Source organism: Paraburkholderia kirstenboschensis, assembly GCF_032806925.1.
GTDB classification, from domain to species: domain Bacteria; phylum Pseudomonadota; class Gammaproteobacteria; order Burkholderiales; family Burkholderiaceae; genus Paraburkholderia; species Paraburkholderia kirstenboschensis.
Window position 1 is genome coordinate 574603 of sequence record NZ_CP136512.1, and the last position, 19772, is coordinate 594374.

Annotated in this window: 19 protein-coding genes and 1 pseudogene; 7 read left to right on the forward strand and 13 right to left on the reverse strand. The window is 61.5% G+C overall.

Annotated features, from left to right (window positions below):
* Positions 1 to 2: 2 nt before the first annotated feature.
* From RW095_RS11275 to RW095_RS11285, 3 genes are all read right to left on the reverse strand, one after another.
* The gene (locus tag RW095_RS11275) at positions 3 to 2360 is read right to left on the reverse strand and encodes a DUF802 domain-containing protein (RefSeq protein WP_317019104.1); all 2358 of its coding nucleotides are present in this window, start codon (positions 2358 to 2360) and stop codon (positions 3 to 5) included.
* A gap of 10 nt (positions 2361 to 2370) precedes the next feature.
* Positions 2371 to 3264, reverse strand: a complete 894-nt coding sequence (locus RW095_RS11280) for a DUF3348 domain-containing protein (protein ID WP_317019105.1) — start codon at positions 3262 to 3264, stop codon at positions 2371 to 2373.
* A gap of 177 nt (positions 3265 to 3441) precedes the next feature.
* Positions 3442 to 4089 carry a helix-turn-helix domain-containing protein gene (locus tag RW095_RS11285; RefSeq protein WP_317019106.1) on the reverse strand — a complete coding sequence of 216 codons (648 nt, stop codon included), beginning with the start codon at positions 4087 to 4089 and terminating at the stop codon, positions 3442 to 3444.
* Between the two features lie 105 nt (positions 4090 to 4194).
* Between RW095_RS11285 and RW095_RS11290 the strand changes: the two are divergent.
* The 3 genes and pseudogenes from RW095_RS11290 (at position 4195) to RW095_RS11300 (ending at position 6935) form a co-directional block, all read left to right on the forward strand.
* Positions 4195 to 5480, forward strand: a pseudogene (locus tag RW095_RS11290) (MFS transporter).
* Between the two features lie 58 nt (positions 5481 to 5538).
* Complete coding sequence (locus RW095_RS11295; RefSeq protein WP_317019107.1) at positions 5539 to 5682, forward strand: hypothetical protein; 144 nt, start codon at positions 5539 to 5541, stop codon at positions 5680 to 5682.
* 20 nt (positions 5683 to 5702) lie between these two features.
* Positions 5703 to 6935 (forward strand): NAD(P)/FAD-dependent oxidoreductase, encoded by a 1233-nt coding sequence (locus tag RW095_RS11300; RefSeq protein WP_317019823.1) that lies wholly within the window; start codon positions 5703 to 5705, stop codon positions 6933 to 6935.
* Positions 6936 to 6999: 64 nt separating this feature from the next.
* Here the strand turns inward: RW095_RS11300 and RW095_RS11305 are convergent, their stop codons facing one another.
* Positions 7000 to 7272, reverse strand: coding sequence for a hypothetical protein (locus tag RW095_RS11305; protein WP_317019108.1), 273 nt, complete (start codon positions 7270 to 7272; stop codon positions 7000 to 7002).
* A 112-nt stretch (positions 7273 to 7384) separates the two neighbouring features.
* On the reverse strand, positions 7385 to 8860 hold the full coding sequence (locus RW095_RS11310) for a putative bifunctional diguanylate cyclase/phosphodiesterase (RefSeq protein ID WP_317019110.1): 1476 nt from the start codon (positions 8858 to 8860) through the stop codon (positions 7385 to 7387).
* Positions 8861 to 9087: 227 nt separating this feature from the next.
* Between RW095_RS11310 and RW095_RS11315 the strand changes: the two genes are divergently transcribed.
* Complete coding sequence (locus RW095_RS11315; protein WP_317019111.1) at positions 9088 to 10038, forward strand: LysR substrate-binding domain-containing protein; 951 nt, start codon at positions 9088 to 9090, stop codon at positions 10036 to 10038.
* Between the two features lie 99 nt (positions 10039 to 10137).
* Here RW095_RS11315 and mctP read toward each other — a convergent pair whose 3' ends face one another.
* On the reverse strand, positions 10138 to 11619 hold the full coding sequence (mctP, locus tag RW095_RS11320; RefSeq protein ID WP_317019113.1) for a monocarboxylate uptake permease MctP: 1482 nt from the start codon (positions 11617 to 11619) through the stop codon (positions 10138 to 10140).
* The gene (locus RW095_RS11325; RefSeq protein ID WP_020068194.1) at positions 11616 to 11813 is read right to left on the reverse strand and encodes a DUF3311 domain-containing protein; all 198 of its coding nucleotides are present in this window, start codon (positions 11811 to 11813) and stop codon (positions 11616 to 11618) included. Before RW095_RS11325 ends, mctP begins: the two co-directional genes overlap by 4 nt.
* 328 nt (positions 11814 to 12141) lie before the next feature.
* Between RW095_RS11325 and RW095_RS11330 the strand changes: the two genes are divergently transcribed.
* The 3 genes from RW095_RS11330 to RW095_RS11340 are packed head-to-tail and all read left to right on the forward strand — an operon-like array spanning position 12142 to position 14832.
* A complete protein-coding gene (locus RW095_RS11330) occupies positions 12142 to 13563 on the forward strand; it encodes a cache domain-containing protein (protein WP_317019115.1) in 1422 nt (473 codons plus the stop codon).
* Positions 13560 to 14207, forward strand: a complete 648-nt coding sequence (locus RW095_RS11335; RefSeq protein ID WP_317019116.1) for a response regulator transcription factor — start codon at positions 13560 to 13562, stop codon at positions 14205 to 14207. Before RW095_RS11330 ends, RW095_RS11335 begins: the two co-directional genes overlap by 4 nt.
* A 43-nt stretch (positions 14208 to 14250) precedes the next feature.
* Positions 14251 to 14832, forward strand: a complete 582-nt coding sequence (locus RW095_RS11340; RefSeq protein WP_317019118.1) for a hypothetical protein — start codon at positions 14251 to 14253, stop codon at positions 14830 to 14832.
* A 53-nt stretch (positions 14833 to 14885) separates the two neighbouring features.
* Here the strand turns inward: RW095_RS11340 and RW095_RS11345 are convergent, their stop codons facing one another.
* The 6 genes from RW095_RS11345 to RW095_RS11370 form a co-directional block, all read right to left on the reverse strand.
* Entirely contained in the window at positions 14886 to 15371 is a 486-nt protein-coding gene (locus RW095_RS11345; protein ID WP_317019120.1) for a hypothetical protein, read from the reverse strand.
* Between the two features lie 22 nt (positions 15372 to 15393).
* On the reverse strand, positions 15394 to 16251 hold the full coding sequence (locus tag RW095_RS11350; RefSeq protein ID WP_317019121.1) for an H-NS family nucleoid-associated regulatory protein: 858 nt from the start codon (positions 16249 to 16251) through the stop codon (positions 15394 to 15396).
* Positions 16252 to 16505: 254 nt separating this feature from the next.
* A complete protein-coding gene (locus tag RW095_RS11355) occupies positions 16506 to 16844 on the reverse strand; it encodes a hypothetical protein (protein ID WP_317019123.1) in 339 nt (112 codons plus the stop codon).
* Between the two features lie 217 nt (positions 16845 to 17061).
* Positions 17062 to 18135 carry a DUF6765 family protein gene (locus RW095_RS11360; RefSeq protein ID WP_317019124.1) on the reverse strand — a complete coding sequence of 358 codons (1074 nt, stop codon included), beginning with the start codon at positions 18133 to 18135 and terminating at the stop codon, positions 17062 to 17064.
* Between the two features lie 224 nt (positions 18136 to 18359).
* Positions 18360 to 18761 (reverse strand): FKBP-type peptidyl-prolyl cis-trans isomerase, encoded by a 402-nt coding sequence (locus RW095_RS11365; RefSeq protein WP_394365121.1) that lies wholly within the window; start codon positions 18759 to 18761, stop codon positions 18360 to 18362.
* 57 nt (positions 18762 to 18818) lie between these two features.
* Complete coding sequence (locus RW095_RS11370) at positions 18819 to 19676, reverse strand: carbon-nitrogen hydrolase family protein (RefSeq protein ID WP_317019125.1); 858 nt, start codon at positions 19674 to 19676, stop codon at positions 18819 to 18821.
* Between the last annotated feature and the right edge of the window lie 96 nt (positions 19677 to 19772).

Sequence of the window (19772 nt, forward strand, 5' to 3'; positions counted from 1 at the left end):
GCTCATACTGCCTCGGCTCCGTCCGCGGCGCGCTGGGCAGCGAGCTGCTGCAGATCTTCGACGATCTGCTTTTGCGACATCACGCTCAGATCGACCACCTCGCGCGCCTGCGCGACGTAATACGCAAGCTGCTCGTCACTGCGCGTGAGCGACTTGTCGAGCGCGGCCTCGATTCTTTCCAGATGCGCGACGAGCTTGTCGTTCGACTCGCCGAAACGCTGCACGGCACCGCCGAACGCTTCGCCGAGGCTCGCCACTTCGACGGCGCCGCCGGTGATCTGCGCGGCAATCGCGCCGATCCTGTCCGCCTCGGCCTCGACCTTGTCGGTGAACCTCGTGCCGACGCGCTCGAGCAGATCCGCCGACGTCGCGACGAGCGCATCCACCGCCGTGCGCTGCTCCGTCGATGCATGGTTGACCGCATCGAGCAGCGTTTCGAGCGTCTCCATCAAGCGGCTGCGCTCCTGCAACATTGCGGTGTCGCGCACCATGCTGTCCGAGAGCTTCTGACGCAGTTCCGCGACCACTTCGGCAGCGGCCTTCGGCGCCTCCGACGCTGCCTGCACGAGCCGCGATATTTCCGCGATCGTCTCACTGGCATGCGCCTGCGTTTGCGCAGAGATATCGCTCGCGGTCCGCGCGAGCGTTTCGCATATCTCCTGCTGACGGCTCGCTGTGTGCTCGCCCGCCTGCCGCCATTCCTTGCCGAGCGTGACTGCCATCGAATCGAGCTTCGAGGTCCAGGCCGTCAACCGCTCTTCGCTGCGCTGGCCTGCCTGCTCCCATTCCTTGCCGAGCGTGGCGGCCATCGAATCGAGCTTCGAGGTCCAGGCCGTGAGCCGCTCTTCGCTGCGCTCGCCCACCTGCTCCCATTCCTTGCCGAGCGTCACTGCCATCGAATCAAGCTTCGAGGTCCAGGCCGTCAACCGCTCTTCGCTGCGCTCGCTTGCCTGCTCCCATTCCTTGCCGAGGCTGGCCGCCATCGAGGCCAGCCTCGCCGTCCACGCCGCGAGCCGCGCTTCGTCTTGAGAGGCCAGTTGGGTCTGCAAATCCGCATGCGACTGCCCGACGGCCCGCACCAACGACGCCGAACGCTCTTCGAAGCTCGCCGCCGCCGCAGCGAGCGCCTGCTCGTGCCGCACTGCAAGCGTCTCGCCGGCTTGCTCCTGACGTGAAAGCGCTTCCTTCCACGCCTGCGAGACGTTGCCCGCCGCGGCTTCCAGCCGCGCGGACACGCCGTCGACCAGACCGGCCGAGCGCTCGTCGAAAGTCTGTGTAAAGCGCTCCAGCGACGCGCGCAACTGCTGCGTCATGTCGTCGTTCGAGCGCTGCTGGCCCGCGAGCGCCTTGCTCCAGATGTCGGCGACCGTCGCAGTGGCTGATTCGAACCCGCTCGACAGGCCATCCAGTTGCCGCTGAACCGCCTGCGCCACGCTCGCGTGCAACGCCGTGCTCTCGCGAGCGAGGCCGGCCATCGTTGCCTGCATGACGGGCTCGAGCGCCTCGCCGGCGGCGCGCGTGCTGTCCGCGACGCTCTGCTTGAGCGACTGCTCCACCGACGCCGCAAGCCGCGTATAGGCGACCTGTGCATTGCTGTGGAAGGCCTCCTGACTTGCAAGCTGGCGCTCGTTAAAAGCAAGGCTGTGCTGCTCCAGCGCCGCCATCATCGTTTGCAGGCGGTCGACGAGCGTCGGCATCAATTCGGCCTGCGTTTGCAGGAGCCGGAAGCTTTCGTCGCGCTGATGAGCCTGCGAGTAGATACGCAAGCTCGTTGCGATCTTGACGTCGAGCCGTTGCGCCGCTTCGAGCCGCTCGCGGCGGCAAAGCGCCGACAACAGGCCGAGCATTGCCGAGCTTGCGACGCCCGCGATCGACGTGCCGAACGCGAAGCCAAGCCCCTTGACCGGCGCAGCCAGCGAAGCGCGGATCGCCGCGAGGTCGGTCGCGCTTTCGAGCGCCATGCCCGTGCCTCGCAGCGTCACGACCATGCCCAGCAGAGTGCCGAGCATGCCGAGCAGCACGAGCAAGCCGACCAGATAAGGCGTAAGAGCAGGCCCCGGCAACGCGACGCGCTCGCCTTCGATACGCAGCCGCGCGGCATTACGCAGACTCGGATGCAGCAATTCCAGCCATGCGCCTAGCCGCGGCGGAGGCTCGGATAAACCGGCCACGGCACGCGCGAGCGTCCCCGTGGCCTGGCTATAGCGGCGCAATTCGAGCGCGCCCGCCAGATAGCAGGCACCGATCAGCAGCGTGACTGCCAGCGCCAGCCAGTTCGAACCGACATAGCCGATGGCGATGCCGCACACCGCGGCGAGACCTGCCGCGAACACAACGAATTCAATACGAAATCTGGACATAGTGTCCCAGTTAGCGAGTACGAAGGGCGGCGAGCAGCCCTTCGACCGGTTGTAAACGAACATCCAGCTCAGCAAGCAACACGCTCTGCATGTCCTTGCGGAAAAGGTCGAGCCAGGCACCGGGCACGCCCGCCTGGGCGGGCGTCGGCGCTGCTTCAGGGGCGGGGGCTTGCGGCTGAGCCTGAGCCTGCACGTGGGCCTTGGCCTCGACACTAGCCTCAGCGCCACTGCCGGCTGCGACTTCGGCTTTGCTCGCTGCCTGGCTTGCCGCGCGGCTCGCTACTCCGTCCGCTTGTGCGCCGTCGTCCGCCGCCTGCTCCAGGTCCTGCGCCTGCTGCGCGGCGTCGCGCAGCCGCTCGAAGTGCCCGGCGAGCAGCACGGGCACGCTCGCGAGCAGATTCCGCTCGCGCTCGCCGAGCGCGCGCTCCATCACGGCGTCCAGCAGCGCGAGGCGGCCCATTGCGGGAGTCTTCGCGGCGAGCAGCGCCCGCAGCCGGCCGCGCAAATTGCCAACACCCGTTTCCATCGATTGCTGCATGGCCTGGTAGCGTTGGCGAAACAACGCGTAGTCCACCGGCACGGCCTGCGGCTCGACGTACCCGGCACCGCGGCGCCTCGCGACGGCAAACGCGCTGTCGCCCGTAATGGTCTTGACGAGCGACGCACGCACGCGCGCGCACTCCGCCTCCTCCGCGCTGCCGAACGCTCGCGCGGCCACGGGCACCGAGGGCGGCGCGCCTGTGAGCGCCGAAGACAGCGCAATCGCGTCCGTCCAGCCGAGCCACTGGCTCAGCCTGTCGGACAGCGACTGCCGGGGTTCGGGGACATCGGAATCGGCGAAACGTGCCAGCAGGCGGATGAGCGCCGGGCCGCTGGGAGCTGTGCGCTGAAGGGCTTGCAACATACCACCGGATGCAAAAAAGTCAGCAGTTTACACGCTGACGCGGACGACGGCTTCTGTCCCCCGAAGATCGGTCCGCAACGCGAGCGTCTCGCGGCCCTGGATATTGCGTCCGGTAGAGGCCGCGCGTCTGACCGGCGGCCCAATGATCACGCGATGCATAAGCATGAACGCATTCGTTCAGATAGCCCCGCGCGGACGATGCTCGTCCGTATCGACGCAGCACACGAGCGCATCGGCGTCTTCGTCACCGACGCTCAGATAGATGTGCCCAACCGAGCTGTCGAAGTAAAGACTGTCGCCCGGCATCAGCTTGAACGACTTGCCGTTTTCGAAGCGCAGTTCGAGCTTGCCGCTCAGCAGAAAAACGAATTCTTCGCCCGAGTGCCGGATGTACTCCGGGAAGTCGGACACGGCGCGGGCGTGAATGTGCGCGCGCATCGGCATCATGCGTTTGCCGGTCAGACTGTTCGCCAGCATGCCGTACTCGTAGTTCGGCGTGTCGTAGATCTGCTGCTTGCCCGCCGCCGTGAAAGACGGCTTCATCGCACCGGCGGCCGGCTTGCGGCGCCGCCCGAAGATCGCGTCGAATTCGAGTTCCAGCGAATGCGCGAGCGCCGCGAACTTGTCGTAGGTCAGCGCGATGTCGCCGCGCTCGGCCTTCGAGATCGTCGATACCGCAATACCCGAACGCTCCGACAACTCGGCCAGCGTCAGCCCGCGCGCTTTGCGCGCCTGCCGCAAATGCGCGCCCACCAGCTTGTGATCGAGCGAGGGCGGCGCTTCATGTCCGAGCGCCTCCTGTTGTTTCACTACGGCTTTGACCATCTCACCTGATTCCGCTTGCCATGAACATTTCTCGTATGTGAGAATTTTATTTTTCTCGTATATGATAACTCACGTCGATTCCACCTTCTTTGTGGGAACCCTATCGTGTCTACCCTTGCTCTCAGTAAGCCCGGTTTGACCAGACTCGCGTCATCACTGCCACGACCATCGGCACGGCGCTCGAATTCTACGACTTCACCATCTACAGCTTCTTTGCTATGCAGATCGGGCAGTTGTTCTTTCCGGACGCGTCGCCGGTCAACCAGTTCCTGCTGTCGATCGGTGTATTCGGCGTCGGCTTCGTGGTCCGGCCTCTGGGCGGCGTGGTGATCGGCGCCTATGCGGACCGCGCGGGGCGCAAGAACGCGATGGTCCTCACCATCATGCTAATGGCGCTCAGCTGCGCGATGATCGCGTGCGCGCCGACTTATGCGGTTGCAGGGCTCGCCGCGCCGTTGATCGTGCTCGTGGCGCGCCTGATCCAGGGTTTCGCGGCAGGCGGCGAGTTCGGGCCGGGCGCGACGCTGCTCGTCGAATACGCGACCGACGACACCCGCGCCTTCTTTGCAAGCTGGAACTTCGCCGCGACCGCCGCAGGGCTCGTGCTCGGCGCGCTCGTCGCAACGCTCGTCAACGTGCTGCTGCCGAAGCAGGCAGTGCTCGAATGGGGCTGGCGTCTTCCGTTCGTGCTCGGCATCGTCGCGGCACCGGCCGGTATGTTGATCCGCAGGCGGCTCGAAGAAACGCTGACCGGGCGCAAGCCCGGCGAACCGGCGCCGCGCGGCGCGCTGAAGGCCGCGCTGACCACGCACCTGAAGCTGACGATTCTCGGCACGTTCGCGGAATTGGGCGGCTCGGTTTCCGTCTATATCACCGCGTTTTTTCTGCCGAGCCATGCGGTGCGCACGCTGCATCTTTCTTCCACGTCCGCGGTGATCTCGGGTATCGTCAGTTCGCTCGCGCTCTTCGTGGCGGCGCCGCTCGCGGGCATGCTGGCCCATCGCTTCACCCGCAAGCGGGTGCTCGCGATTTCCCGTGTGGCGATGCTGTTGCTCGTGTATCCGGCGTTTGCATTTCTGAGTGCGCATCCGTCCATGACCGCGCTTTGCATGATTTCGGCGCTGCTCGCCGTGTTCGTGTCCGGGCAGATCGTGCCGGTGCTGGTGATGATTCCGGAACTGTTCCCGAAACATGTGCGCGCAACGGGAATTGCGTTGACGTATGTGGTGAGCGCTTCGTTCTTCGGCGGCTTCTCGCCATTTATCGCAAGCTGGCTGGTCGCGCGCACCGGCAATCCGCTCGCGCCGGCCTGGTATGTCGCCGCTGCCTGCGCGATCTCGCTAGTGCACGTGATCTGGCTGCAAGACCGTACCGGCGAAGCGCTCGGCTGACGATGAATACGCAACAAGCAAGAACGCAATGCACAAGAACTCAATGAGGGAGGAGGCGATGAGTCGCGACAACCCATTGCTCAAGTGCGGAGCGGCTGAAGTGCGCCGCATCACCGGCGCGAAGGAAATCTCGCCGGTCGAACTGCTCGATGCGCATCTCCTCTTATCAACCGGTCCGGCTCGAACGACCCGGGCCTCTTAGCGCTTTAACCGATGACTACAATCAAATTCGATACCGTGGTGTTAGGCGCTGGCATTGTCGGCGTGTGCGTGGCCGTGCATCTGCAACAACGCGGCCGTCAGGTCGCGCTGGTCGATCGCAAGCTGCCCGGCAATGAGACTTCGTTTGGCAACGCGGGCCTGATCCAGCGCGAAGGCGTCTATCCGTATGCATTCCCACGCGGACTCGGAGCCCTGCTTCGGTACGCGCGCAACCAGTCGCTCGACGTTGGCTACCATGGCGATGCGCTGTTCCATGCCGCGCCGTTTCTGTGGAAGTACTGGCGTAATTCCGAGCCGGCGAAACACGCTGCAATCGCGAGGTCTTACTCCACGCTCATCGAACACTGCGTGAGCGAGCACCGCGCGTTGGCCGCAAACGCGGGCGCGAGTGCATTGCTTCGGCCCACCGGCTGGATCAAGGTGTTTCGCAGCAACGCGGCGCAAGACGGGGAAATACGTCTCGCGGAGCAATGGCGCCGCGAATATGGCGTCGAATTCGAAACGCTCGACGCCGCCCGCTTGCAGCAGGCCGAACCCGATCTCGACAAGGCATTACAAGGTGGCCTGCGCTACACGCAAGCGGATTCGGTGAGCGACCCGAACGCGCTCGTCACGGCCTACGCAAAGTACTTCGAGACACTCGGTGGACGCGTCTTCACCGGCGATGCGAATACGCTTCGCAATGGCTGGGAGGTGACGACAAACTCGGGGACCATCGCGGCCTCTTCGGTGGTCGTGGCACTCGGGCCGTGGTCGGACGTTCTCAGTTCGAGGCTCGGTTATCGCCTGCCGCTCGGCGTCAAGCGCGGCTATCACATGCACTATTCGCCACGGGCTGGAGCACGCCTCAATCATCCGGTGCTCGACGTGGAAAATGGCTACCTTCTTGCGCCAATGGCGCGCGGCATCCGCTTGACGACCGGCGCAGAAATTGCGCTGCGCGACTCGCCGAAAACGCCCACGCAACTCGCCGCAGTCGAACCGATTGCGCGCACGCTGTTCCCACTGGACCAACGTGTCGACGATCAACCGTGGATGGGCGCGCGGCCTTGCACGCCCGACATGATGCCGGTGATCGGGCGCGCTGAAAAACATCAGGGCTTATGGTTCGCATTCGGCCACGCGCATCACGGACTCACGTTAGGGCCAGTGACAGGCCGCCTCATCGCCGAAATGATGACGGGTGAGCAAACGCTGGTGGACCCGCGACCGTTCAGAGTGGACCGTTTCTAACGGCAAGCGCGAGCGGCGTTAATGCCGCTCGCTTTTACCGACGCGGCCAGCGCGCTCGCCCGCTTCAATGCAGCGGTTGCAGTGCCGCCCAGCACGTCCAGCCACCATCGCTCTCGGCCACGCTAACACGCAACGCACGCGAGCCGTCGGCAAAAATGAGCGACTCTGTACGGCACGCGTTGCTACCGGGAATATCGCGTAAACGCACGAAGCCGCACTCATGTTTGAACATCAGATTTCCTTCACGCAATATGCCGAGGTAAGACGGCTCCGGTTCGTCGAATGGCTGCAGTTCGCAACGGTTCAGCAGCACAGCAGCGACTTCTGCATCGCACATGGTCTCTCTCCTCATTAGCAGAACACCGTCCTCGCGAGGGGCACTCGATCTGGGCATTTAGATAAATTCATTCTAGAAAGCATCGTAGAAAACTCCACTTTCTTATTGAGGATCACTTATCTCTACAGCGGCTGTTCATTCTGGTGGCCCGGCGCGACAATGCGGCCGCGCATTCTGCAGCGCTGCATGGGCGGCTGAACAGATAGCCTTGCAGCGCGTCGCAGCCCATTTCGCGCAACGTAACGGCTTGCGCTTCGGTTTCCACGCCTTCCGCCGTTACGCGCATATGGCACGCATGGGCCATTGTCACGAGCGCATGTGTGATGCCCACCGAATCGGCATCGCGCGGCAAGCCTGCAACGAATGACCGGTCGATCTTCAGGCTATCCAGCCGGAACCGTTTCAGGTACGACATCGACGCGTAACCGGTGCCGAAGTCGTCGATTGCCAGCTTGACGCCCAGCTTCGCAAGCGCCGGAGTTGTGGCGCGCACGGCCGCGTCATCCGGCAACAGCATGCCCTCGGTGATTTCCAGCTGCAGCGCCGATGGCTCGAGACCGCTGTTCTCGAGACATGCAGCGACACGTCGCACGAGACGCTCGCTGAATTGCGCCGGCGAAATGTTCACGAAGACAGCGATGTCCGGCGCGATACTCCAGCGCCAGTCCGCAGCCTGCGCGCATGCCAGCTCCAACACCCAATCGCCGATGCTTTCCATCAATCCTGCCTGTTCCGCAACCGGAATGAACTCGGCGGGTGGGACGTCGCCGAGTTCGTTGCTGGTCCACCGCACCAACGCCTCGACGCCTATCGTCTCGCGTGATGCCGCATCCACTACCGCCTGATAGGCAAGTCTGAATTCGCCGCGGGCGAGTGCATGGTGCAACAGACCCTCGACCGCAAAGCGGCGCTGCACACCTTCCCGCATCTCGCCCGTAAAGAAGCGCACGGTGCCGCGGCCGCATCGCTTCGCATGGCGCATCGCCGCCCCGGCATCACGCATCAGGGAAGCCGCATTGCAGGCACCGCCGCTGGACACCGCAACGCCCACCGATGCACTCACGCGATACTCGCGCCCCGCGATCACAAATGGCTCGCCGAACGACGCGAGCGCTTGCTGCGCGAATGCGGTCAGCCTCGACGCATCGCCGAACGTTTGCGCCACGATCACGAACTCGTCGCCACCGATTCGGGCAAGCACCTGGTCACCAGCGATCGAGCTTGCGAGCCGCTGCGCAACGCGGCGCAGGAGCCGGTCGCCGAGATCGTAGCCGGAAATGTCGTTGATTCTGCTAAAGCCGTCGAGATTGACGACCAGCATCGCAACACCTGCCGCCTTCGCAGATGCCAGCAACTGCCGAGCGCATCCGGTTGCGTAGGCGCGGTCGTATACGCCCGTGAGCAAATCGACAAACGATGCGCGTGCAACGTGTCCGTTAACTGGACCTTGCGCAATTGCCCCCGAACTGCGCGCACGCTGCGATGGTGCGCCGCGACACGCTGAGCGCGACTGTGCATGCGATCGGCTTGCCGGCAATACGCAGACTTGCTGAGTCATCACTACACTCCTATGATAAGCATTACACATTAACGGCGCGTCAGCATGTTTTTATGCATTTACCGAATCGTCATCTACCTTAAGGACTACGTATATCAACGCCTGATAAAGCGGGGAGAACAGGCCGGCGTTGCAACGCTGTATCCGTGCCTCCAAGATATTCCGGCATAGCAGTTCTGAGAATGGGGCGCGTTGGTGAACGCGTAAAGCAACGGCAAACGCTTCATCGCATCCCGCACGAACCGCTGGACAACATAATGAAAATTCATCAGCTACGCGCTCTCATTGCCGTTGCGGATGCGGGCAGTGTCAGGGGTGCCGCGCGAATGCTCGATTCATCGCCGGCTGCCGTCACGCAATGCATTCAACAACTGGAAGAAACGGTACGCATGCAACTCGTTGTGCGCACATCGTCCGGTGTGACGCTTACGGCATCAGGACAAACCCTCCTCGTGCACGCGCGCCTCGTGGCCGCGCAAATGACGCGTGCGCATCAAGCCATGAATGCAATACGCGGGGAGCCGAGTGGGCGTCTGTCAATCGCCGTGACTGCATGGGTCGCGCTGACCTTTCTGCCAGAAACAGTGGCGCGGTTTCGCGCGAAGATGCCGACGATTCAACTGGAACTGTTCGAAGGCTTATTGGCGATCGCGACACCGCGCCTACGCGACGGCAGTCTCGACATTTATGTGGGCCGCCAGGCGCCGGGGGCGACCAGTTGCGATTTCACCTACCAACCGCTATTCGCATCGAGCCGCGCAGTCGTGGCCCGGCAGGACCATCCGCGTGCGGAGTGCCGCTCGCTGGCAGAATTGCGCGACGCCGACTGGCTCGTTGCGCTGGATCCGGAAACCGACGCTCAGGCGCCGTATCAGATCTTCGGCCGCCGCGGGTTTCCCGCACCACGCAGCATTCACTTTCTGCACTCGCTGACTGTCGCGGTCGCGCTGCTCAAGCGCACGGACATGCTCAGCATTTTTCCCTGGCCTCTCGTCGAACTGTGCGCGGCACGTGACGGTTTGTGTGCGATCCCGTTGCGGGACGAACTCGATGAGTCCACCGTCGGCATCATAGTGCGTACTGGCGAGCCGCCCGATGCCGCGTCGCGATGCTTTATCGATTGCCTGATCGAAACGATTCGCGACCAATCTTGGGCCCGGACGGTGGACATTCGCCGGGCAATGCAATCGGTCGAAGTACTGGTCTAGGGCGTTTGATTCACGCTGCGCTGCGTTCTTGCAATAAAGCAAAACGCCGCGAGCCAGAAGGGCTCGCGGCGTCTGCAAAGCTGAACGAGAACCGGACGATCAGGCGCTAACAGCCACTCGGCGCGGCGACATGGCAGAGACGACAAACGTCACGGCAACGTTCACCACCAGTGCGATGAGGCCGATATAGATCGGGTACACAGCATCGCCGAGATGCAGAGCGAACACCGGCTTGAGCCCCTGTGAAATCGCGAGCGCCGTGCCGAGCACGATACCTACGAGCCAGCCGGCGAACAGGCCCGGCGTGTTCAGACGCCGCGTGTACAACGAGAACACGATAGCCGGGAAGATCTGCAGGATCCACACGCCGCCGAGCAATTGCAGGTCGATTGCATATTGCGTGGGCAGGAATACGATAAACAGCAGCGCGCCGAACTTCACCACCAGCGACACGATCTTCGCATTCGCCGCCTCAGCCGCCGGTGTGATGTTCGGAGACACCAGCGGACGCCACAAATTGCGCGTGAACAGATTGGCCGCGCCGATCGACATGATTGCTGCCGGAACCAGCGCGCTGATCGCGATCGCCGCCGCCGCGAAGCCGACGAACCATGACGGGAACAAGGTGCTAAAGAGCGCCGGCACAATGTCCGAGGCCGACTTCACATGCACGCCCGCCGCAATCGCCATATAGCCGAGCAACGCAATCAGACCCAGCAGCAGCGTATAAGCCGGCAGGAAAATCGCATTCTTGCGGACCGTAGTCGCGGACGAAGAAGACAGCACTGCCGTCATCGTATGCGGATACATGAACGCGGCGAGCGCCGAACCCAACGCGAGCGATGCATAAGCGGTGAATTGCGTCGGCTTGAGAATAATGCCGGTCGCGCCGCCCTTCGCCTTGAAATAGGTATCGGCTGCGTCGAACACATGCGCGTAGCCGCCGAGCTTCGCGGGAATCAGCCACACCGCCGCAATCACGACGATATAGATCATGATGTCCTTCACGAACGCGATCATCGCCGGGGCACGCAAGCCGCTTGCATACGTGTAGAGCGCAAGGATCACGAACGCGACGATCAGCGGCAATTCGCCGCTCACGCCAAGTCCCTTGATCACCACTTGCATGCCGACCAGTTGCAGCGCGATGTACGGCATGGTCGCGACAATGCCGGTCAGCGCGACAGCGGCCGGAAACCACTTGCCGCCGTATTCACCCTGCACGTAGTCCGCGGCCGTGATGTGATTCTTCGCATGCGCGACTTTCCACAGTTTCGGCATGACAGCGAATACGAACGGGTAAACGATGATCGTGTACGGCAGCGCGAAGAACCCATAGGCACCGACGGAGTACACGAGCGCCGGGACCGCGATCACCGTGTATGCGGTGTAGAAATCGCCGCCCACCAGAAACCACGAAATCACTGTACCGAACTGCCGGCCGCCAAGCCCCCACTCGTGCAATTGCGTGAGGTCGCCGCGCTTCCAGCGCGCCGCGAAGAAGCCAATCACCGTAACGAGAACAAAGAACGCGATGAAGACGGTCATCGACACCGGATTGACGGGATTCAGATCGCTCATTTGACACCTCGATACACGACGTAAATCAGTAGCGAGGTCAACGGCACCCACAAGAACTGATACCAGTAAAAGAACGGAAAGCCGGCGAACGACGGACGCGTGTCGTTATAGAACGGCAACCACAACAACGCGATGTACGGGAGCAAAAGAATGAGCCATAGCCATGACCGGCCGGCGGTGGGGGAGGTCTCCATGTACTTCTCCTAGATCTATTATTGACACCGCGCGTCCGGGCTTGTGGTCCGGCACGCGGAAAGCCGGCATGAGGCATCTGCTTGCAATACCCTGTGCCAAACCGGAATTTGCCTTTGCGCACTGTCGACGCCTGTCAGGCGGAGCACTAACAGGGCCCGGCTCGTATCATTCATACGAAATGCGCGGCGGCATGACGGCGAAAGCGGTCCGCAAAGACGCAGTACGCCGCGGGGATGTAGTATTCGCCTTCGTAAGCGTCCACACAAGCGCGCAACTACGTAAGCCGGCTACGTATTACTACGTAGCCAACCGGCCGTTTTTTCAACGATGAAACTCAAAGCCAAGATTGTTCTGCTGGCGATCGTGCCTTTTCTCGCGGCTATTGCCAGCATCGAGATCGGTGTGCGCCGCGAAGCGACCGCGCTCGCGCAAACGCAGCACGCGACGACTCAGGCTGCGTACATGGCCAGCAAGGAAATCGAGCTCAAGCATTACGTGGAACTCGCTACTTCCGCAATCGCACCGCTTTATGAAGCGGGCGAGGACAATGCGCGCGACGATGCGCTGCGCCGCACGCGAGCGCTCGACATCCTCGAAAAGATGGATTTCGGCAAAGACGGTTATTTCTTCGTCTACGACATGCACGGCCGCTCGCTGATGCATCCGCGCGAGCCGGATCTGGTGGGGCGCGATCTGTCGGAGTTGCGCGATCCGCAAGGCGTGCCGACGATCCGGAAACTGCTCGCCGCGGCTTCGCAAGGCGGCGGCTATTTGCGTTACCTGTGGCATCGTCCGTCGACGGGCAAGCTCGCGTCTAAACTCGGCTACGTCGTGCCGCTCGAGCGGTGGGGCTGGATGATCGGCACAGGCATTTATCTCGACGACGTCGACACGACGCTCGCGCATATCGACGAACGGGCAGCGATCAATATCGACCGCACGATGATGTGGATCGACGCGATCGCGCTGGCCGGGCTCGCCGCGATTGCATTGTGCGCGCTCGTGCTCAACGTCACCGAATATCGCAGCGCGGACGCAAAGCTGAAGCGGCTTGCGCAACAGGTAGTCGAGTCGCAGGAGAACGAACGCGCGCGGCTGTCGCGTGAATTGCACGACGGCATCAGCCAGATGATGGTGTCGGTGAAACTGCTGCTCGAGTCCGCGCTTGCTCGCTTCGAGCGCAGCGAAACCCGCGTGCCCGCCGCCGAGGCCGCGCTCTCCACGAGCCTCACGCGTCTCGGCGATACGTTGCGTGAAGTGCGCCGCATTTCCCATGCGCTGCGCCCGTCGATGCTCGACGACCTGGGCGTCGCGGCAGCAATCGAACAACTGACCCGCGAACTGAGCGAACAGTCAGGCATTGAAATCGGCTTCACGCAGATTGCACACACTCATGCGCCGTCTTTACCCGATGCGGTCAACACGGTGCTGTTTCGCATCGCGCAGGAAGCGCTGACGAATATCGTGCGCCACGCGCACGCGTCGAGCGCGGCGCTCGCACTGGAAATCTCCCACGATGCAGTCACGCTGACAATCGCCGACAATGGCTCGGGTTTCGACGTCACGCACGCCTTCGTCGGCCGCCGCTCGGGCGTGGGCCTGCGCAACATGCGCGAGCGCGTGGAAGCGCTTGGCGGAACGCTTGCGCTCAGTTCCCAGCCCGGCCACACGCTGGTCACGGCGCACGTGCCGCTCGGCATCGGCACAACGGAGCTTCATACCAGGAGCCTGCAGGAGACCTCTTCATGAACGACATCTCGCACGCAACGGCCCGGCTTATTCTGGTCGACGATCACCCACTCGTTCGCGACGGTCTGCGCGCGCGGCTCGAAGCTGTGCGCGACATCGAGGTCGTCGGCGAAGCGGGCAATGCGCAGGAAGCACTTGCGCTGGCGGCGAGCCATGAACCTCACCTCGTGTTGATGGACGTCGGCATGAACGGAATGAACGGCATTGCGCTCGCCGGCATGTTTCATGAGCGCTTTCCGGCAATTCGAGTACTGATGCTGTCCATGCACGACAACCTCGAATACGTCACGCAGGCTGTGCGTGCAGGTGCGAGCGGTTATGTACTCAAGGATTCGCCGGCAACGGAAATCATTCAGGCGATCGGCGCAGTGCTCGACGGCAAGACGTATTTCAGTGCGGGACTCGGCGCGCGGCTGATTCATGCGTCGGCCATGCAATCGCCGGTCGAGCGGCTCACGCCGCGCGAACGCGATATTCTCGATGCACTCGCCGAGGGCTTGTCGAGCAAGCAGATCGCTCAACGCAACGACTTGTCGGTGCGCACGGTGGAGACGCATCGCCTGAATCTGAAGCGCAAGCTCGATATCGAAGGTCAGGCCGAATTGATCAAGTTCGCGGTTGAGAACCGGCGCGCGAGCCGCTAATACTAAACAATATCTCGCTGTGCACCGAGTGGAGACAAAGACAATGAGACGATCAATGCGGAGGCCGGCGAGTGCATTGCAATGCGCGGCTTTATGTTTATGGGTGACGTTGGCTTCGGCGTTGCTTTCAGTTTCACCTCGCGCTCACAGCGAGGAAGCGCGCATTAATCGCGGACACGATCCGTTCTTTCAGATATCTAAAGCGATTGACGGATGCCCCGTGCCGCTGGGACCGCTCGAAACAGAACAGGAATGGCTGGCCGACAGCCATTACCGCATTGAACGCGGCAACAGTTGCTGGATAGAAGGCCGCTGCCGTTTATCGAACGCCCATTTGTACGATACTGAAATCGCCGAGGCCGTACAGCGGCGTCTTGCCAATATCAATACCGCGACGCATTGGCGCGAACAGTCGACGCTGTGGCTCACGTTGCAACGCCGCTTTATCTATGTACAGGGTTGCGTTGCGACGAGCTTCGACAAGCAGACGTTCCTCTCCGAACTCGCGAAAACCGCGGACGTTGAACGCGTGATCGACGACACGACCACTCATCCGCATGCCGCAAGGCTGCCGTATAGAACGCTTGCAGACCCGGACCGGCCTGTAACCGATCCGGGCAACTAGCGCGAAGAAAGGTGAGTCGCCCTGCGCGCGACATGAGTGCTGCGGCTGATTGCCTACCGCACCAACGCAAATGCTTCGCGGCTGGCGATCTCTGCCGCGCCATACACGCCGACCACGGTGTAATCAGACGCCACGCATTCGAACGTCGATTCCTGAAACGTAATGACGAAATGGCGCCTCGTGAGTTCCGGCAACGAAACTGCGGAAAGCTCTTCGACAAGAGACGAATTGATGACTTCGTGGACCGAGAAAGCAGCGAGGCCTTGCGACGCAAGCGGGTGAATTTGCATATCGTGCTCGCCCGGCGGCCCAAGTCGATGAAACAGGGTGTCGGGAAACAGCACCGCGCAGAAAGGGTCGTCGTCAGGATCGAATGGACCGAACCGCTCGAAGTCGGACTCCGCAATGGGATAAGCGAGAATCACGCGGCGGTCGCTCGCGACAATGAACGGTTCGGCAGCGTCGGCTGCCGGATAAGGAACTGAGTCCAGCAGAAGAACCAGGTCCTCCTGCTGGGATGATTCAAGCGCGTTGGTCATGTACTTCGCTATTCCAGTACGCTTACGCGCCGGCTTGCACGGTGGAAGCGAGCGGTGCGGACGCGCTTACTGTTGCCGTTTCCGCTTTTGCCGCCCTCTTGCGGCCTGGCGCCTTGCTAGCGGCTTTCGTTGCAGCTTTCGTTGCGGCCTTTTTCGCGGTTGCCTTTCGCGCGGTAACTTTCTTTGCGGCGGACTTCACCGCGGCTTTCGTGGCCGTTACCGATTGCGCTCCCGCCTTCGCCTTTTTCGCCACGACTTTTTTCGCGGCGGCCTTTTTACTGACCGCGCCACTCGTGGCTGCTGACTTCACCTTGCCTGCCGTTTTCTGGCTGGCCGCGCTAGCCGCAGGTGCTGCACTGCTGTCGATAAGAAACCTGGTGCGATCTTTGACCGACGCGAGCCATGCAGGCGCAGGGCCGCGTCCGCTCCATGTCGCGCCGGTGGTCGGATGGCGATACTTGGGCGGTTGCGCGCCTTTGGGCTGACCTTTGCCTTTCGCGCCAGTAGCGACAAGCTTGGTGAATCTGTTCGGTTCGCTTGCGCCGTCGATCAGAAACACGCTCCGGTCTTTCGCACTGACAATCCAACCCGGTGCGCGACCGTGTCCAGTCCAGGTCGCGCCTGTTTTATGGTCGCGATACTTGGGTACTTTCTGGCCGGCTACGGCAAGCTTTGCATTGCCGCTTCCAGTAATGCCATTAAGACTATTGGCTGCGCGCCGTGCTTTTGCTTTGGCTTCGATATCCGCGGTGGTCAGGCCGTGCTTGAGCATCAGATCGCGAATCTGGTCGATTGCGACTTGTGCTTTCCTTGCAATCAGGATGTCAGCTTGCGCCTGGAGCTTCTTAAGCTTTGCCTGGATCTGCTCTAACGTGGGCATTGAATTGCTCCTTATGTGGTAATCGATCGAACTATGCCATGAATAGCGTCAGAAAGGCATAGTCGAGTGGCCGTAAAAACCCCAGTCTATTTCCGCTATGCGCGCCGGAGTACGGAACTTTTCTTTGATGCACTCCATAGACGCCTTTTCCGAGCCTTCGTTCTTTGCCCTCAACGTTTTTTCGTCTCCCTATCGGCTTACTTTTTTCTGCTTATTCGCCTTATCTTTTATCTTTCCAATTGTTGCAGGACAGATCAGGTCGGCGTAAACACAACAACCTGGCGGTCGGCAATGTATCTGACGCCGCGCAAGAAGCGGTACTGCTGGTCGTCGGCGGTAATCCGGTTAAGCCCGATTCTCGTCAACGCCAGGATCTCGTCGGCCTGCTGGGCCGGTATGACGCCTTCGTCGCGCAGGTCCTCGAAAACGCCGGACGGATCGCCAACATAGACGCTGCGTACCTGTGTTCCGATCCGCATCAGGACCACGCTTTCGCCCTCGTCAAGCGCGAGTTCCAGGTAGCCCGCCAGCGTTCGCAACGACTCGGGCGTGCAGCTCTGCGGCTGATAGATCGCAGCATTCGATGGCGTCATGTCGGTACCCCGTCACCCATATAAAGAAAAAGCCGCCACTATGCGTCGCGGCAATAGTCGCTTCTACTATAGGCAAGCATTGGAATATTCAAAGGCTTCCAGTCATTTTTTAACGCCGCTTTGGCCGGTAACCGTGCGTTAACTTGTCTTGCGGTGCCGTTTTACCCGCGTCCGGGGCCGGTAAGCCTGGCAAACGTGTGCTTTGCAAGCGCACGCGTCACGCAATCCGCAGGCCATAGGCGGGCAGAACTTCCTGGGTCGTCAAGAAACGGTGCTGTTTGACGGCGTCGTGAAAGAGTCGGTAATCGCTCTTCTCGAATGCCTCGGTCCATATCGGTTTGTCGCCGGAGTCGTCGTCAGAACGAAGACCGGTGGCTTTGTATTTCCATGAGCCGACGCCCTTGGCGATGTAGTCCGGAATGGGCTCTTTCAAGCCGGGAATGCCGCCGTTTCTGACCACTTCGCACACAGCACGCAGGCGCTCGTTGTCGTCCATGATCCGGTTCGTATCGAGCAATTCCGTAACCGCCTCTTTCACGTTTTCGGGCATCCCCGCTTCATTTTCGAAGTCTTCGCGCCCGGCCACATACGCACGCACCGCGCGGCACGCCATATCCGCGGCCGCGACGAAATCGGGCAGGTTATCCCTGTGTATCAGCGAGTTCCTGCCGTCGATGTAATGCCACTTTGCCCACGGCTGATCTGGATAGTGCAAGGCAGCACCGTGTCCGACGGGCAGTGCGAGGGTAAGCACATCTTCCTCGACGTGCTGGATCAGATGCTGCATCGCGAGCGTGAGGTTGGCAAGCCAGCCATTACGCGTGCAATCCTGCGCCACGAGTGAATGAACCCGGTTCCCCGGACTTTCGATCCCGGCAAATCCCTGGTGCGCCCATGTATCGACATACGTATGAAGCGTGACTCCGAGACGATGCAAACCCATCTCCGCGCCGCGCTCACGGATCGCTCGCCGCACGACTTCACGCGCGACTGCGCTGTCCGCACGGCACACTGCTTTTTCCTCGAGTGTTGCGCCCTCTCCCGCCGGCAAAAAATGGAATGGCGCCCACACGAGCCGGTTCTGGTCGTTCTCGGTATTGGCGTAGTCGAACGTCTTATGGGCGGTGGCGAAGCGCTCGAACGTTTCTCCGCCCTGAAAACGGAGGATGCCTGGCGTGGTCGCGTCGTCGACATACTGGCACGCATGGGCGACAGTCAGCGCCTGGCCGGGCGTCATACCGCCAACTCGGGCAACGATATAGACCACGCCGTAGTGAAAGTCGATGTTCATGGCAGAGACTCCTCATGCACGATGAATCACAACAACAGCATTGGTAAACGAGCGAGTGGGCGGTGAGTTAAAAGCATGCCGCTGCTTGCCGGCGTTCTTTTTATTGTTTGAAGTTCTCTTCCTGTCTCGTCGCCTCGACTGGCATTGTCCAATGCCATGCCCATAAAAAAACCCCGCTGCGTTGTGCGTAGCGGGGCCCGTTTTTCAGCGCATTGTGCGCCGCCTTATTTGACTATGTCGACCAGCTCGACTTCGAACGTCAAGTCGCTGTTCGGCGGAATGGCGCCCACGCCGCGACTACCGTAAGCGGTGGCGGCTGGGCACGTCAGTTTGGCCTTGCCGCCCACTTTCATGGTCTGAACGCCCTGCGTCCAGCACGGAATCACACGGTTGAGCGGGAATGTCGCGGCGCCGCCGTGCTTTGCGGACGCGTCGAATTCAGTGCCGTTGGCAAGCGTGCCACGATAATTGACCTTGACGACATCGGTGGCCGCAGGCTGCGCGCCGGTACCCTGCACGAGGTGCTCGACGATCACGCCTGAAGGCAGCTTCTCAGTAGCCGGAGCGGCGGCCATTGCCGTGGACGAAAGTACAGTGGCAGCGAGCAGAGCAACGATAGATTTCAAAACGAATCTCCAGATGGGTAGTACAGCTCATTCTAGCGCAACGACTGTTGTGTGCCGTTAATCTATCCGTCTTATTGCATGGTCGCCCGCCGGCGCATCCACATGCGCGACGAAGTCCGCAAGTGCTGTTTCGCGTTCGCGGACATCGGCAAGAACCGCGGGGTCGAGCAGAGCACTAATCACTTCTTCCCGTTCGCGGCCGGCTTCTGCAATCACGTCGCCATACGGACTCCAGATCGCGCTCGCGCCACACGTATTCCATCCGCCCGTGGTACCGATATGGTTGGATAAGAGAGCATACATCGTGTTGTCGAACGCGCGTGCAGGGAACCAGATACGCGACTGGTGATAGCCGGACTTGACGCTGAATAGCCCGCTCACCAGATAGGCATGCGCACCGTTCACAGCCGCATGACGTGCATGCTCGGGAAAGCCCGAGTCGTAGCAGACACCGAGCGCGAGCCGCCATCCGTCGAGTTCGAGCATGCAGCCTCGCGTGCCTGGCCGGTAGATTTCCGCTTCGCTTTTATACAAATACTGCTTGTGGTACGGCTCGACGTCTTCGCCGCGACGATCGAACGCGAGCGAAGAGATATGCAGTCCACCGGCATCGCGCGTGGCCGCGCCTACAACCGCCGCAATGGCGTGGCGGCGGCACGCTTCGCGAATCGGGTCGAGGCGCGAATCCGATTGGTCGAACGCGTATTCCGACGGGTCGGCCGCGATCAGACCGGGTTCATATCCGCTCAGGAACTTCTCGGGAAAAACCACCAGTCTTGCGCCGCGGTCAGCGGCTAGACCGGTCAATTCGACCGTCTTCGCTATGTTCGCCGTCACGTCCGCGCAAACCGGTTGCGCTTGGGCAGCGGCAATTTGCAATGGCACCTCGGGTAACGACGCGAGCTTGTTATCCACCGTAGACTCCGTTATGAAGGCACATGTAAAGCCACGGCATTTAATCACGGACGGCTACAAAGTGGGAGTGCGAGGATATGGTGAACCAGCACTGTA

Bases quoted from the DNA above. Each gene is read 5' to 3' on its own strand.
- RW095_RS11310 (WP_317019110.1), bottom strand. From the start codon at position 8,860: ATGTGTAATGCTTATCATAGGAGTGTAGTGATGACTCAGCAAGTCTGC.
- RW095_RS11305 (WP_317019108.1), bottom strand. From the start codon at position 7,272: ATGTGCGATGCAGAAGTCGCTGCTGTGCTGCTGAACCGTTGCGAACTG.
- RW095_RS11325 (WP_020068194.1), bottom strand. From the start codon at position 11,813: ATGGAGACCTCCCCCACCGCCGGCCGGTCATGGCTATGGCTCATTCTT.
- mctP (WP_317019113.1), bottom strand. From the start codon at position 11,619: ATGAGCGATCTGAATCCCGTCAATCCGGTGTCGATGACCGTCTTCATC.
- RW095_RS11330 (WP_317019115.1), top strand. From the start codon at position 12,142: ATGAAACTCAAAGCCAAGATTGTTCTGCTGGCGATCGTGCCTTTTCTC.
- RW095_RS11355 (WP_317019123.1), bottom strand. From the start codon at position 16,844: ATGACGCCATCGAATGCTGCGATCTATCAGCCGCAGAGCTGCACGCCC.
- RW095_RS11350 (WP_317019121.1), bottom strand. From the start codon at position 16,251: ATGCCCACGTTAGAGCAGATCCAGGCAAAGCTTAAGAAGCTCCAGGCG.
- RW095_RS11345 (WP_317019120.1), bottom strand. From the start codon at position 15,371: ATGACCAACGCGCTTGAATCATCCCAGCAGGAGGACCTGGTTCTTCTG.
- RW095_RS11285 (WP_317019106.1), bottom strand. From the start codon at position 4,089: ATGGTCAAAGCCGTAGTGAAACAACAGGAGGCGCTCGGACATGAAGCG.
- RW095_RS11295 (WP_317019107.1), top strand. From the start codon at position 5,539: ATGAGTCGCGACAACCCATTGCTCAAGTGCGGAGCGGCTGAAGTGCGC.
- RW095_RS11335 (WP_317019116.1), top strand. From the start codon at position 13,560: ATGAACGACATCTCGCACGCAACGGCCCGGCTTATTCTGGTCGACGAT.
- RW095_RS11280 (WP_317019105.1), bottom strand. From the start codon at position 3,264: ATGTTGCAAGCCCTTCAGCGCACAGCTCCCAGCGGCCCGGCGCTCATC.
- RW095_RS11360 (WP_317019124.1), bottom strand. From the start codon at position 18,135: ATGAACATCGACTTTCACTACGGCGTGGTCTATATCGTTGCCCGAGTT.
- RW095_RS11315 (WP_317019111.1), top strand. From the start codon at position 9,088: ATGAAAATTCATCAGCTACGCGCTCTCATTGCCGTTGCGGATGCGGGC.
- RW095_RS11275 (WP_317019104.1), bottom strand. From the start codon at position 2,360: ATGTCCAGATTTCGTATTGAATTCGTTGTGTTCGCGGCAGGTCTCGCC.
- RW095_RS11340 (WP_317019118.1), top strand. From the start codon at position 14,251: ATGAGACGATCAATGCGGAGGCCGGCGAGTGCATTGCAATGCGCGGCT.